The sequence below is a fragment of the Mucilaginibacter pedocola genome (assembly GCF_002013915.1).
In the GTDB taxonomy this organism is placed as follows: domain Bacteria; phylum Bacteroidota; class Bacteroidia; order Sphingobacteriales; family Sphingobacteriaceae; genus Mucilaginibacter; species Mucilaginibacter pedocola.
Genome location: NZ_MBTF01000039.1, coordinates 1 through 14,492 on the forward strand (window position 1 = coordinate 1; position 14,492 = coordinate 14,492).

At 47.4% G+C, this 14,492-nt stretch carries 11 protein-coding genes; 3 read left to right on the forward strand and 8 right to left on the reverse strand.

The genetic code is table 11. From position 1 onward, the window contains the following. The first annotated feature begins 240 nt into the window (after positions 1-240). Entirely contained in the window at positions 241-1,206 is a 966-nt protein-coding gene (locus BC343_RS29155) for an IS110 family RNA-guided transposase (protein WP_078347262.1), read from the forward strand. A gap of 106 nt (positions 1,207-1,312) precedes the next feature. Here the strand turns inward: BC343_RS29155 and BC343_RS29160 are convergent, their stop codons facing one another. The 8 genes from BC343_RS29160 to BC343_RS29200 form a co-directional block, all read right to left on the reverse strand. Next, complete coding sequence (locus tag BC343_RS29160; protein ID WP_078351355.1) at positions 1,313-2,578, reverse strand: hypothetical protein; 1,266 nt, start codon at positions 2,576-2,578, stop codon at positions 1,313-1,315. Positions 2,579-2,747: 169 nt separating this feature from the next. After that, the gene (locus tag BC343_RS29165) at positions 2,748-4,724 is read right to left on the reverse strand and encodes a sialate O-acetylesterase (protein WP_078351356.1); all 1,977 of its coding nucleotides are present in this window, start codon (positions 4,722-4,724) and stop codon (positions 2,748-2,750) included. Between the two features lie 293 nt (positions 4,725-5,017). Continuing rightward, positions 5,018-5,713, reverse strand: a complete 696-nt coding sequence (locus BC343_RS29175) for a LutC/YkgG family protein (RefSeq protein WP_238381897.1) — start codon at positions 5,711-5,713, stop codon at positions 5,018-5,020. 271 nt (positions 5,714-5,984) lie between these two features. After that, a complete protein-coding gene (locus tag BC343_RS29180) occupies positions 5,985-7,346 on the reverse strand; it encodes a lactate utilization protein B (RefSeq protein WP_078351358.1) in 1,362 nt (453 codons plus the stop codon). Then, positions 7,343-8,092, reverse strand: coding sequence for a (Fe-S)-binding protein (locus tag BC343_RS29185; RefSeq protein WP_078351359.1), 750 nt, complete (start codon positions 8,090-8,092; stop codon positions 7,343-7,345). Before BC343_RS29185 ends, BC343_RS29180 begins: the two co-directional genes overlap by 4 nt. Before the next feature lie 50 nt (positions 8,093-8,142). Further along, positions 8,143-9,000: a fumarylacetoacetate hydrolase family protein gene (locus BC343_RS29190; protein ID WP_078351360.1), complete on the reverse strand. Its 858-nt coding sequence runs from the start codon at positions 8,998-9,000 to the stop codon at positions 8,143-8,145. 11 nt (positions 9,001-9,011) lie between these two features. Then, positions 9,012-9,776 (reverse strand): SDR family NAD(P)-dependent oxidoreductase, encoded by a 765-nt coding sequence (locus BC343_RS29195; RefSeq protein ID WP_078351361.1) that lies wholly within the window; start codon positions 9,774-9,776, stop codon positions 9,012-9,014. 15 nt (positions 9,777-9,791) lie between these two features. Continuing rightward, positions 9,792-11,456 carry a UxaA family hydrolase gene (locus BC343_RS29200; RefSeq protein ID WP_078351362.1) on the reverse strand — a complete coding sequence of 555 codons (1,665 nt, stop codon included), beginning with the start codon at positions 11,454-11,456 and terminating at the stop codon, positions 9,792-9,794. A 746-nt stretch (positions 11,457-12,202) separates the two neighbouring features. Here BC343_RS29200 and BC343_RS29205 point away from each other — a divergent pair. Then, on the forward strand, positions 12,203-13,915 hold the full coding sequence (locus tag BC343_RS29205) for an FAD/NAD(P)-binding protein (RefSeq protein ID WP_078351363.1): 1,713 nt from the start codon (positions 12,203-12,205) through the stop codon (positions 13,913-13,915). Beyond that, complete coding sequence (locus BC343_RS29210; RefSeq protein WP_078351364.1) at positions 13,915-14,484, forward strand: DUF1543 domain-containing protein; 570 nt, start codon at positions 13,915-13,917, stop codon at positions 14,482-14,484. The genes BC343_RS29205 and BC343_RS29210 overlap by 1 nt, the downstream gene beginning before the upstream one ends. Positions 14,485-14,492 lie beyond the last annotated feature (8 nt).

Consider the following 14,492-nt stretch of genomic DNA (forward strand, 5'->3'; position numbering starts at 1 on the left):
TGTCATCCTATGTTTGCTTATAGGAAAAAGTTAAGTGTTTAGAGTAAATTTAAAGTAGAAGAAAAAGGGTAAAGAGAAAGATCACGAGTTGTCATTGGCTGTAGGAAGCCGTTCGAAATGCAGATCACTTTACCCCTTTGCTTACAAGCTTGAACAGTTCATTAGGCCACAAGAGCCTGTATGTAGGATTGATAAGCAGTAAAGCAGGTTCTTCTACAGTATTTATCTCAAAACAAAGTTATGGAAACTCATGCAAATTACATTGGTGTAGACATTTCAAAAGCGTCCTTTGACGTATCAGCCGGCCGACGCCATTATCAGTTCAGCAACGAAACTACAGGCTTCGACGGCTTCTTAAAGCTATTGGATACAGATAGCCATATCGTGATGGAAGCATCCGGCCCATATTATTTAAGGCTTGCTTGCTTCCTGCATACGAAGGGCATTAAGGTAAGTGTGGTAAATCCTTTGGTGATTCGCCGCTACAGCCAAATGCGTATGTCCCGGGCTAAAACAGATAAGAAAGACGCACTCCTGATCGCAGAGTATGGTGCCATGGCTAAGCCGGAGCAATGGGCCCCACCACAGCAGCATGTGGTAGAATTACAGCAAACAGAAGCCATTTTATCAGGATTGAGCAAGCAGCATACTGTGTTAAGCAACCAGCTTGAAAGCTTTACAGCTACAGGAATGATGCAAAAAGCACTGAGGCAGACGATACAAAAAGAGCTATGCCACCTTAAACAACTTATATCACGGCTTTCAGCTAACATGGAAAAGATCGTTCTTGAACATTATGGGCAAATGCTATCAGGACTGAAAAGCATACCTGGCATTGGCAAAAAAACAGCGATAATGCTCATCCTGGTAAGCGGTGGTTTCGAGCGTTTCGGCGATTGCAGTAAATTAAGCTCTTACATTGGGACATGCCCGCGCCTGTTCGAATCGGGCAGCAGTGTAAAAGGCAGGCCAAGAATATGTAAAATGGGCATGTCTGCGATCAGGGCCTCATTGTATGTATGCTCATGGAGCGCAAAACGCTGCAATAAAGCCTGCCGGGAGCTTTATGAACGCTTGCTGGCAAAAGGAAAAGCCAAAAAAGTTGCTTTGATCGCAGTCGTAAATAAGTTGCTAAAGCAAGCTTTTGCAATAGCTAAAACTAACTCAACATATCAGGAAAATTATTCAAATATTATTTGCTTTTAAACACAGTTCATTTCGAGCGAGCAAAGGGCCGGTTCGTGAACGGGGGCGACGAGAAATCTTAGGTACAATGCAAAGCGACAATGAGTAATTAGAGCATGACGGAAACTTATTTCAAATAGCTCTCCAAATCGCCTTTCCATTTAACAAACCCGTCAACAAGGTTTGAGTAGTCGTGATTAATTCGCCTGAATGATTCATCTGCTGCATTTATATATGCTCTTTTACCTTGAATTTTCATTAGATTAATCATATCTTCTAATTTTCGCATAGTTGACTTGAGAACGTTCGGGTTTTTTGGAATTTGCCAAATATAAGTTGCTTCTTCCGTGTCAAGTGTTTCCCAAACAACATGATAATTTTTGTCGCCTTGAATTAGGAAGATGAAAGAAAAAGGTTTTTGAATAAACCTTAATTTCATAATATCATGCAAATGTTGACTTGACAAAAATCTTAATTGTTTATAATGTTTGGTGTTTGAAATCTTCAGCAAGTCATTAATGAAATCTTTTTCGTTATCGTAGAAAGGATTCTTTTTGATTTTAACTTCAGCGAACGTCTCAAAATATTCGTCCATTGTAAATAAATTTTTATCAATGTCGACGCTTGTTTTTTTCTTAGTTTCTCTAACGAACTCAAATTTTACATTATCAATTAGGCTATTGTTTATCTGTTCAATTTCGGAGGATTTTGCGACTGACGATGTTATCTCGTCATCAGTAAATTCCACCACTGCTGTTACTTGTATTTCTTTTGTTTTAGGAACGTTCGCAAAATAATTTTTTACCGCATCAAATTCTTCTCTGATGTCATGGTTGGAAATTGTAAACTCAATGAGCTTGTAATGTCCTTGTAGCTTTTTATCAAATGAAACACCACCAAGAATAAAGCGAACATTTTTTATTTGAACAAAAAATGTTTCGGTTAAAGTTCGCTTGTATGGATGTTTTTCTATTGCCGGGAGCTCATTTACGATTGAGGATTGTATGGATGGGTATTTTACTCTATCTGGTACAACATCTTTAGAAGGATAGAAAGATCCTGAACCCTTACCCGATAATGTTGTTAAAAGTCCAGCTGTATCTAAATTGCGGAATGTTATAATTTCTATGTCGTTAAGTTTGTGTGAAAGTTGCTTTTGATTTTGCTCAAATTCTGTTTCGCCTATGTGATACGCAAGCACTTCACAATAAATTTTCTTTTCGCTTTCATTGTGATTGATAACTCTGATTGTCCAGTATGCAGGGTGTTTAAATTCCTTTTTTTCTATGTTAAGAATATTTGATAAACCAGCTTTTTCAAGCAGTATAGGTTTGTCATCTATTAAGAATGCTTTATCTTGCCTAAATAGTATTTTAAATTCTTGTCCATTCATTGTTGTTGTTTTCCTAACGTAGGTGCTAACTTGTAAGAGTATGCAATATAACTACATAAGTTTGCAATACGTGGAGGGACTGCCCAAAAGAGGAACACAACTCTAAAGTTTCACTATCTATTTCTTTCAGTCCCCGCAGGGTCTCTCGAAGAGGACCCTGCGCGCCCCCTTATTTCTTCCCGAACGTAGTATACTGCCAGCTATCCGTACGGAATGGCGAGGCTGGCAAACCGGCGGCGTTGTATAAATTACAAACCGGGTTGTTGGCCCAGGCGTAGCGTACAGCTACCGGGTTCTTTACATCGGGACTGCTTACGGTTACGGTGTTGCCGCTGATGGTAGCATCGGCCCAGTAAAACTTCTGGTCGTCGCCGGCAATGGCAAAGCCGGATAGCTTTTCACCGTTTTTCGCCGTTAGCCCGTCGGCATTTTTAAATTTAAGGCTGATGCTGTTGCCGTTTATTTTTTGCGAAGTGTACATCGGGCCAGAGTATACGCCGCCCTGTCCGTAGTCTTTAGCTAAGGCTATCAGCGCCAAGCGGTGGCCTACATCCTGTTTATTATGCGGGTGAATATCTGCGCCTTCGCCAATATCTATAGCTACCGCCATACCGGTGTAGGGCAATGCTAAAGTTGAACGCTGAACATCCCTCAATTCGGCCCAGGCAGATGATACGGGCTGAGGGCTTACCGGCATAAAGTTGGCCAGTTGTACAAAATAGAATGGCATTTTAGGGTTGTTCCAATCGCGGCGCCAATCGTTTATCAGTGCGGGGAATATCTCACCATATTGTTGGGCGCGGTTGGTATTGGCTTCGCCCTGGTACCATATAGCGCCTTTCACGGCGTATTGCGTAAAGGGGTTCAGCATGGCATTGAATAATACCGAAGGGCGGTTAGGCCCATCATTCAGTACCGGCGTTGGGTAACCTTTAAAATCGACGGCTGCTTTGTATTGCCATGCGCCTTCCAGTTGTATCCGTTCGCCGTTGTACTCTAAAAACATAGTGCCTTTTTTGCCCATAAAACCGCCATCGCCGCCGGTATCAAATGCACGCACGGTTATTACCGCTTCGCCGGCTTTAACTTTATCGGCAGGGACGGTGTAGTTACGCGGAGCAGCATAAAAGTTTGTTTCGCCAATTTTATCTCCGTTGAAAAAGGTGATATCATTATCATCTATGGCGCCCAGGCTCAGTTTTACATCTTTACCTGCCCAGCTCTCAGGGATAGTAACTTTTTTACGGAACCACACGATACCATCAAAATCGGGCAGGACCGAGCTTTCCCATGAACCGGGTGCCTGCATGGTTTTCCAGCCCGAAGCATCAAAGCCGGGAGCCGCCCACACGGCTACGCCGTTTTGATAACCTCCGTCCTTAGCAGCAATATTAGCCTGCCATTCGGTGTTTTCTTTGTTGAATATGGCAAGGCTTTGGTCTTTGGTCAGTGTCTTCATTTTATTGTAGGCATTGGCCAGGTCGGGCAGTTGTTTTACGGTGCCTTCGCTTTCCCAAGCCTCGGCAATAGTACCGCCCCACGACGAATGGATGATACCCATTGGGATGCCTGTTTTTTTATAGATATCGCGTGCAAAAAAGTAGGCCACTGCCGAGAATTGCGCCACCGATTTTGAATCGCAAGGCAGCCAGCCGCCACCTATTATTTTGGCATCGTCCAGGGGTTCGGTGCTGGTAATATGTTCTACCTGCAGCAGGCGGATGCTGGGGTAATTATTGGCATCGGCCAGTTCCTGCTGGTAATTCACCACCTGCGACCAGCCCGAAACCGGCATCTCCATGTTCGACTGCCCCGAGGCTATCCACACCTCGCCTATCAGTACATTTTTTAGCGTAACCGCCTCACCATCGCTTATGGTAATATCGTAAGGGCCACCGTATGATGGGGTGGCCAGTAGCACTTTCCATTGACCATCGGCACCGGCAACTGCGGTGAACTGCTTTTTGCTCCAGGTGGTGCTAACGGTTACCAGTTTGCCCGGTTCGGCCTTTCCCCATAAGGCGGCTTTTGTTTTTTGCTGCAGTACCATATTATCGGTAAGTACAGATGGTAAAGTTATTTTAGCCTGGGCATGAAGGCTTGCAGCGGCAAGCGCTGAAAAGATGAGGGCACGAAAGGTTTTCATAATATTAAGTTAGGCAAATATTCATTTTTATTTGATGAAATAAAAGGAGAATTTCATCATTTTTAGTGCTGCTAAAAGGGTTAAGCAACTTAAAACCATTTACAGCCTTGTCATTGCGAGCGAAGCGCGGCAATCTCCGGCTAAGCATTACCGCTTTACATTGTGGACTGTCCTCTGAGATTGCCACGCCGCCTCTTCGCTCACCCCTTCCCGCTGCGGCTCGCAATGACAAAGGGGCTTTCACAGCGGCTTTTTCATCTGCACATCCGCACATTTGCATATCTGCACATTTCCTACCCCAACACCACAAATATCACCAAACTGCGTGGACCGTGGGCGCCAAGTACTAAGGATTGTTCGATATCGGCAGTTTTTGATGGGCCGGCTATAAAGGCGGCGAAGCCATGGTCGGTGCCGGCGGTGCGCACGTAGGCGGCATGCATATCGGGGACGATATCTTTCGCATTCACTACAAATGCTAAATGCTGGCAAATGAAGGGCAGCACGCGGGTACCCATCAGTTTTTCGGTAAGCCAAAGGGCGCTGTTCTCGGCAACGCCAAATTCGGCGCGTAAAATAGCAAGGTCCACGTTGGCTAAATCGTGAGGGGCATTACCCGCAAATAAGGCGGCATCATCGGCAACATCCAACAACTCGGGCAAAGTGGTTAATACACGTCCGCCTTCGGGGATATTAAGGTGCGACTTGATGTCATCCACATTATCCACCAATACAACCTTACCGCCCACATTACCGGCAACCGTTGCAAAGGTTTGCAGCAACACTTCGGCGCTATGGGCTTTATTTTCCCATGCGGTAATATCCGGCGCAGCAACTAAAGGCGGCTGGTTACGGCGTACATCTGCTAATATTCTATCGCGGCTGGTCATGTTGGTTTTGTTTATTACTTGTCGCCTGGCTATTTTACTGACCCCGCCTTCGCTATCGCTGGGCGACCCTCTCTGCTTCGCAAAGAGGGTGAGCTGCATATTTCGCCCGGTCAAGCGTCCACGCTTGACTGAAAATAATTTGGAGCGTCCACGCTCCCGTGTTAATTATAAAAAGTAAGCGTGGACACTTACAAACGCTATTATTCAAGCGTGGACGCTTGAACAGGCGACCGTGAATACTTTACGCCTTGGCTTCGTTGCCCATCGCTCTGCTACTCCACTCACCCCGCCTTCGCTATCGCTGGGCGACCCTCTCTGCTTCGCAAAGAGGGTAAAAAGGGCTTTCTTCCTAATCTCTAATCTTCAGCCTCTAACCTCTATTCTTCTTATACCACTCCCCGAAAGATTCCTTCGGTGCCTCGGGCATTTCGCGTTGTTTGTACCATGGGTTTAGCGGGTTACTTACGGCGAATGGGGTATGTTTTATTACCCAACGGCCGGCTTTGCCTGCTAAGCGGTATGCTGTTGGCGATGCCAGTGTTTTGGCCATGCCGTGCATAGCAAGCGTTTTCTTTTTATCGCTATAGCCTGCCTTTACAATTACCTGCCGCCATTTATATAGTTGGGTATGGATATCTATTTTAACGGGGCACACATTACTGCACGAGCCGCAAAGCGTGGAGGCAAAAGGCAGATCAGAATATTGTTTCATATCCAGATTCGGCGCGAGGATAGAGCCTATTGGCCCTGCCACGGCGGTATGGTAGCTGTGCCCACCGCTGCGGCGGTAAACCGGGCAGGTGTTCATACAAGCGCCACAGCGGATACATTTTAGCGAGTTGCGAAAATCTTCGCGCCCTAACTGTACACTGCGTCCGTTATCAACCAGCACAATGTGCATCTCCTGGCCCGGGCGTGGTTTTTTAAAGTGGCTGCTGTAAGTGGTGATGGGTTGCCCCGTGGCGCTACGAGTAAGCAGCCTCAAAAACACGCTGAGGTGTTTGCGCTGAGGGATAAGCTTCTCTATCCCCATGCTGGCAATATGTATGTCGGACAGATGTGCTCCCATATCGGCATTGCCCTCGTTGGTGCAAACCACAAACTCACCCGTTTCGGCTACCGCGAAGTTTACGCCGGTGAGCGCCGCCCTGCGTGACAAAAAAGTATTGCGCAGGTGTATGCGCGCCGTTTCGGTAAGTATTTGCGGATTGGCTTCGCCTTTCGCGCTGCCCAAATGTTCGTGGAATATATCGCCTATCTCTTCCTTCTTTTTGTGGATGCAGGGCAGTACGATATGGCTCGGCGGTTCTTTTGCCAGCTGGACAATAAGTTCGCCCAAATCGGAATCTACCACGTTAATGCCCTGCTCTTCCAAATAGTGGTTGAGGTGGCATTCTTCGGTAAGCATCGATTTGCTTTTCACCATTTGGGTAATGCCATGCTTTTTTAGCAAGCCGTGCACAATCTCGTTATGCTCTTTTGCATCGGCAGCCCAATGTACGGTGATGCCGTTTTTGATAGCATTCTGCTCGAATTGTTCGAGGTAATTGCCCAGGTTTGAGAGTACGTTATGCTTTATTTGCGAAGCAGTTTCGCGCAGCAGTTCCCAATCGGGTATCAGGTGCGATGCCTTATCGCGCTTTTGGCGCACCCACCAAAGGGTTTCGTCGTGCCAGTTTACGCGTTGCTCATCTTTGTTGAACGTTTCGGAAAGTTCGGCGTGGTTCTTCATGCTACCGTCTCCTTCACGCCATTTAATATTTCGGCAATATGTATCACCTTCACGTTGCTTTTTTGCCTTTTCAGGATGCCTTCCATGTGCATCAGGCAACTGAGGTCGGCAGCGGTGATGTATTCGGCACCGTTCTTTTCATGGTCTGCCACGCGGTCTTTCCCCATCTTTGCCGATACGGCTTCTTCGGCAACGCAAAAGGTACCACCAAAGCCACAGCATTCATCGGCACGGTTTAGGGTTACCAGTTCCACGCCATCAACCATGTTCAGCAGGCTGCCGGGTTTAGAATAGGGCTCGGCTGTAAGTTCGGTCATCTGCGCCAACTTAAGCCCGCGCTGCCCGTGGCAACTTTGGTGTAGCCCCACCCTGTGCGGAAACCGGGCATCCAGTTTCTCTACTTTCAATACATCGGTCAGGAACTCCGTAAGCTCGTATATTTTATTGCGGATGCCGGTTGCAGCTTCCTCTTTATCGTGCGAATGTAGGTGCTCTTTAATATGCAACGCGCAGCTACCCGATGGCGATACCACGTAATCGTACCCGGCAAAATTATCTACAAAGAGTTCGTTGCAACCGCCGGTTAAATGCTCGTAGCCCGAGTTGGCCATAGGCTGCCCGCAACAGGTTTGTTGCGCAGGGTAATCAACCTCCACGCCAAGTTTTTCCAACAACTCCAAAGTAGCAATAGCCGCCTTGGGGTAAAACTGGTCGACATAGCAAGGGATAAACAGGCCTACTTTCATCTTACAAATCTGCAGCATCTAATTCTATTAACTATCCTGTGCTGTACGGCTTAGGCTTTGGCGTAGGCCACCACTTGCTGCTTCGAAGTTCCCAAACCATCTATACCCAGTTCAACCACGTCGCCGGGTTTAAGATATACGGGTGGCTTAAAGCCCAGCCCAACACCCGCAGGTGTACCGGTAGAAATAACATCGCCCGGTAGCAAAGTCATGAACTGGCTGATGTAAGAAATTACAAAAGGCACTTTGAAGATAAAGTTAGAGGTGTTGCCATCCTGCATGGTGGTGCCATTTACGGTTAGCCAAAGGCGCAGTGCATCAACATCGCCCGCTTCATCAGGCGTTACCAGGTACGGGCCCATCGGCGCAAAGGTATCGCAGCCTTTACCTTTATCCCAGGTACCGTTACGCTCCAACTGGAACTCGCGTTCAGATACATCATTGTGCAACACATAGCCCGCAATGTAGTCGGCAGCTTCGGCTTCATCTACATAAGATGCTTTTTTGCCGATAACTACGGCAAGCTCCACTTCCCAATCCGTTTTCACCGAATTTTTAGGGACCATGATATCATCATTAGGGCCAACCAGCGAGGTAGTGCTTTTCATGAACAGGATAGGCTCCGACGGCGTAGGCGCGTTGGTTTCTTTAGCGTGGTCGGCATAATTCAGGCCGATGCAAACTATTTTTGATGGACGGGCAATAGGGCTGCCTAAACGGCTGCCTTCGGGGATGGGCTGCAATTCGCTTTTATGGGCAGCAACGTAGGCTTCCAGTTCGGCAAGGCCACCGCGTTCAAAAAATTTCTCGTCGTAATCGCTGTTCAAAAATGAGGCATCGTAGTTAACGCCATCTATATTAACGCCTGCTTTTTCTTCGCCGGCATTGCCGTATCGTATCAGTTTCATTTGGTGTTTGTTTAGTTGTTTAAAGTAATAAAGCCGCCATCAATAGGGTAATCGGTACCGGTAATAAACCCGGCCTCGTCTGAGCAGAGGTACAACGCCAGCGAAGCAATTTCGTCCGGCTTGCCCATGCGGCCTATGGGTTGGCTTTTTGATAGTTTCTCAAATATTTCGGCCTCTTTGCCGGGGTAGTTTTTAGCAATAAATCCATCCACAAAAGGTGTATGCACCCTGGCCGGCGATATACTGTTGCAGCGGATATTATCGGCCATATAATCGCGCGCTACAGATAGCGTCATGGCGTAAATGGCGCCCTTGCTCATGCTGTAGGCAAACCTGTCGGTAATACCCACATGTGCCGCTATAGATGCCATATTGAGGATAACGCCGCCGCCATTTTGTTTCATAACAGGCACCGCCGCAAACAGGCAATTGTATGCGCCTTTTACGTTTACGTTGTAAATACGGTCAATGTCGGCTTCAGTGGTTTTCTCCAGGTTGCCTACGTGGGCTATACCGGCATTATTCACCAATACATCTACCTTGCCTATCTGCGCAAAAACCTCTAATACGGCTTGCTGGTCGGCCACGTTGGCGGCGTAGGCTTTTGCCTGCCCGCCTGCTGCTGCAATTTCTTCTACCACGCCGGTTGCGGCGTCGGCATTCAATTCAATAATGTTTACGGTTGCACCTTGTTTGGCAAACAGCAGTGCTATCGCCTTGCCAATTCCGCTGCCGCCGCCGGTTATTACAACCGATTTGTTTGTTAAGCTAAACATGTTTTTATAGATGTTTTATAATGACACCCCACGTTTCCATGGGATAAAATCGTCTTGCCCTAATTGTACTGCTTTGGGTTTTACTTCGCCATTGGCAACGCTTATCACATAATCTAACATGCGGTGTGCCGACTGCTCAATGCTCTCCTCCCCTTCTATCACGGTGCCGCAGTTAAAATCAATAATATCGGGCATGCGGTTATAAAGTTTGGTATTGGTTGATACCTTCACCACCGGCGCAATAGGGTTGCCTGTTGGCGTGCCCAGCCCTGTGGTAAACAGTACCAGGTTACTACCCGAACCTACTACCGCCGTGGTGCTCTCCACATCGCTACCCGGTGTACACAGCAGGTTAAGCCCCGGTTTAGTTACCTTCTCAGGATAATCTAACACCGCTGCCACCGGCGATGAGCCTCCTTTTTTGGCTGCCCCGGCCGATTTAATGGCATCGGTTATCAAACCATCGCGAATATTTCCCGGCGATGGATTGGCGTAAAAACCCGAGCCATCTGCCTCGGCCTTGGCATTGTAGGTGCGCATCAGGTCCATAAATTTCAGGGCGGTTGGTTCGTCTACGCAGCGGTCGCTCAGTTCCTGCTCCACGCCACAAAGCTCGGGGAACTCGGCAAGCACTACGCTACCGCCCAGCGACACCAAAATATCCGACAAGTAGCCCAAAACCGGGTTGGCAGATATACCAGAAAAACCATCCGAGCCGCCGCACTCTAAACCAATGTTCAGTTTGCTCAGGGGTGCAGGTTCGCGTTGTTGCTGGTTTACCTGTATCAACCCGGCAAAGGTTTGTTTCAGGGCTTCGTGCAGCAGGCGGCTTTCGGTGCCAAGTTTCTGCTGCTCCAAAATCATTAATGGCTTATCAAAATTGGGGTCGCGTTTTTTTATTTCATCCTGCAAAATGCTGGCTTGTGCATGCTGGCAGCCCAGGCTAAGCACCGTTGCGCCCGCTACATTGGGGTGCGTAATATAACCGGCTAACAAACCGCAAAGCGCATCCGAATCAGAGCGGGTGCCGCCGCAGCCCATATCGTGGTTCAGGAATTTGATGCCGTCCACATTCGCGAATATCTTTTTAGCAGCATTTCCTTCCGGCGTCATCTGCAGGTCGGCCTGTAATATCTCCTCAACCGACTTGCCGGTTTGCAGCATGCTTACCAATTGGTCAACCTCGTTTTCGTATCCGCGCGGTTTGGCAAAACCCAATTTCTCCAGCATGGCGCTTTTCAGCGTATTGATGTTGCGGTTCTCGCAAAAAACCAGCGGGATAACTAACCAGTAGTTTGCCGTACCCACGCTGCCATCGCTGCGGTGGTAACCCATAAAAGTTTTATTGGCAAATGCCGAAACATCGGGCCGTTTCCATTCGGTTTTGCGGCTGCCCAGTTTAAAACCATCGGCAGCGTGGTGTACGTTTTCGGTGGTGATAACTCCGCCTTCTACAATGGGTTCGCTGGCTTTGCCTACCAGTACGCCGTACATGTGTATCTCGTCGCCTTCGGCAAGGGCATTTATGGTAAACTTGTGTTTACCCGCCACGTTATTGGCAAGGGTAATGCTTTTGCCTTCGTGCTCCACAACGGTTCCGGCGGGTAAGTCGGTAAGGGCCACCAGCACATTATCGCTGTGGTGTATTTGTAAAAATGTACGTTTATCTTCTTCTACCATGGTAGTATAATTGACGATGAATAAGCCGCCGCCTAATTTTACGACTTTATTCTGCAGCCGTAAAATTAATTGCCGGGGTATTGCCTGAAATGGATAAAATTCAAAAAAAGATGGACGAATTGGTTATTTAACCGCATAAGCCATCATCTATTTTATATTGATAGGTTATAATTTTATGCCGCCGGGCCGGTTAGCTCTCCTCAAAAATACTTAACAAGGTAAGCGTTTCCGCGGCATTCAACTATCCTGCCCTCATAAGCTGCACCGCTAAATTAATAATAAAGCGATGTAGCACCATGCGCCAACACCATCTGTTTACAAAGGAAATACTTACGGGTAAAATATACTTTTATATTATTAGCCAATTATTCTGCGATATTGCCCAACTCTAATAGGATATAATAACTTTATTGGCAATTAGGTTTATTAGTTGGCAGGAAAGCGAAATACCCGCTCGGCGAGTTGACTCACCCGGCCGACGCTATCGCTGGGCCACCCTCTCTACTTCGTAAAGAGGGTTTAGAAAATATTTCGCAGCTACACCTCTCTGCGAAGCAGGGAGGAAAAAAATGTAGCTCACCCTCTTTCCGTTTACGGAGAGAGGGTCGGGCAGCGATAGCGAACCCGGGGTGAGTTAAATATCGACGCGATCCGAGCTGCAAAATTTATACTTCATTCCCCCTCAAACAATTCCCCTCTCTTCCGGATTTAATTAACACGAACACATTTCCTATTTCTATAATAATTTGAATACTAAGAAACACCTTGGCATACTGGGCGGGGGCCCGAGTGCGCTATTTTTGTTTAAGCAACTGGTAGATGGTAAATGCACCAAAGCCGTTGTAACCATTTTTGAGCGTGGCAGACAGTTGGGCAGCGGTATGCCCTACAGTACTGCCGGGGCCAATGATGAGCACATCACCAATGTATCGGGAAACGAGATACCCCCGCTGGTAACAACCGTTGCCGAATGGATAAAAACAGCGCCCAAACAACTGCTGGACCATTTTGAGATAACACCCGAAAGCTATAACGACTACAAGGTGCTGCCGAGATTATTGTTCGGGCAGTACCTTTCGGCCCAGTTCGCTTTACTGCAGCAACAGGCAGCCGGGATAGGGTTGGAAGCATTAGTACGCTTCAACAGCGAGGTGACCGATATTATTGATGAGCCCGATAATGGTAAAATTACTGTAGAGGTGAATGGCGATGAGCATTACCAATTTGATACTGTTGTTACCTCTACCGGGCACAACTGGCCCGACGAGCACGAGGGGAAGATCCCGCGCTATTTCGATTCGCCCTACCCGCCTGCCAAGCTGCGCATTAAGGCTAACCATGCCGTTGCTGTAAAAGGCACCTCGCTTACCGCAGTTGATGCCCTGCGCACGTTGGCCCGCAGCAACGGAGATTTTACGATAGAAAAAGATGGCAAGCGTATATTTCACTTGGCAGAGGATAGCCCCGATTTTAAAGTGGTACTGCATTCGCGCCATGGTTTACTGCCGGCAGTGAGGTTCCATTTGGAAGATACCCACCTTAAAAACAAAAAACTGCTAACCAAAGAACAGATAGCCGCCCATATTAAAGAGAACAATGGCTTCCTCTCGCTCGATTATATTTTCGAAAAAGATTTTAAAGATATCTTTCGCGATAAAGACCCGGAGTTATATGCCCGGTTGAAAAATATGCGCGTAGAGGATTTTGTGGATGAAGTGATGGGCACACGGGAAGAACGCAATGCTTTCCGGTTATTAGCAGCCGAATATGAAGAAGCAGAGCGCTCGATAAAAACACGCACATCCGTTTACTGGAAAGAGTTGCTTGGGGCTCTAAGTTTCGCCATGAATTATCCCGCCAAATATTTCAGTGCCGAGGATATGGAAAGGTTGCAGAAAAGCTTGCTGCCGCTGATATCGGTAGTGATAGCCTATATGCCCCAAAGCTCCTGCGAAGAAATGATGGCCATGCACCAGGCCGGCGTGTTGGATGTGGTTGCCGTGGGCGAAGACAGCGAGGTTGAACCTTTAAAAAACGGAGGCGCTGTTTACCGTTACACCGATGAGGAAGGCAAAAAGCAGGAAAAGCATTTTGAAACCTTTGTAGATGCATCGGGCCAGCCCCACTTATCGTACAACAACCTGCCCTACAAAAGCCTTACAGAAAACAAAACCGTTAGCCCAGCCCTGTTGCAATACCGCGATGCCGAAAAAGGAAAGGCAGCCAAAGTTGAGGGTAAAGATGTAGTAACGGATGAACAGGGCAATTACCATCTTAAAGTGCCCGGCATCGCCATTGATGATAACTTTAGGGTGATAAATGAGCAAGGAGACGCCAACCCGCGCCTGTATATGATGGCGGTGCCGTATATTGGCGGCTACAACCCCGACTACTCGGGGCTTGATTTTTGCGAAGAAGCATCGAAACGTATCATGCAAACCTTGTTCGAAGAAGTATAATGAGCACCCAACCCAAACTATTTATGCTGCTGCTTGGCTCCAAAGCGCCCGGCAGGCACGTAGAGCAGCACGACTTTTTCTTCGGCATAGCCGGCTCGTTGAAAGAACTGGTACCCGATATCAAAAAATTCTGGAAGAACACAGGCTCCTCACTACATATTGATGGCTGGCGCGAAGTAAATCATGTGAATGGTTACCGGATAACGATAATCCCGAAGGAAGCCGCAATTCCGAACGAGAACCGCCTGTTCTTCATCAACCTTGGCGGCTACCAGGCGGGCAAACTGGAAGAACAGCATTACACCGTGCTCAGCGTACAAACCGACAAAACACAAGCCATACAACAAGCCAAGAAAACAATATTCTTCCGCACGGCAAGCGTTGCCGGCGTAAAAGGTGCCAACTCGCATATCGACGATAAGTACGGCATTGATGTAGATGATATTTACAACATCGAAGAAATGCTTGCACCGGAGCTAAAGGAGAAATACCATATCGGGATAACGCCTGCCGAGGGCTTACTTGAAGATGAAGTGCATTTGGGGTATTTTAGATTGGATAAGTTATAGTTTAGCAT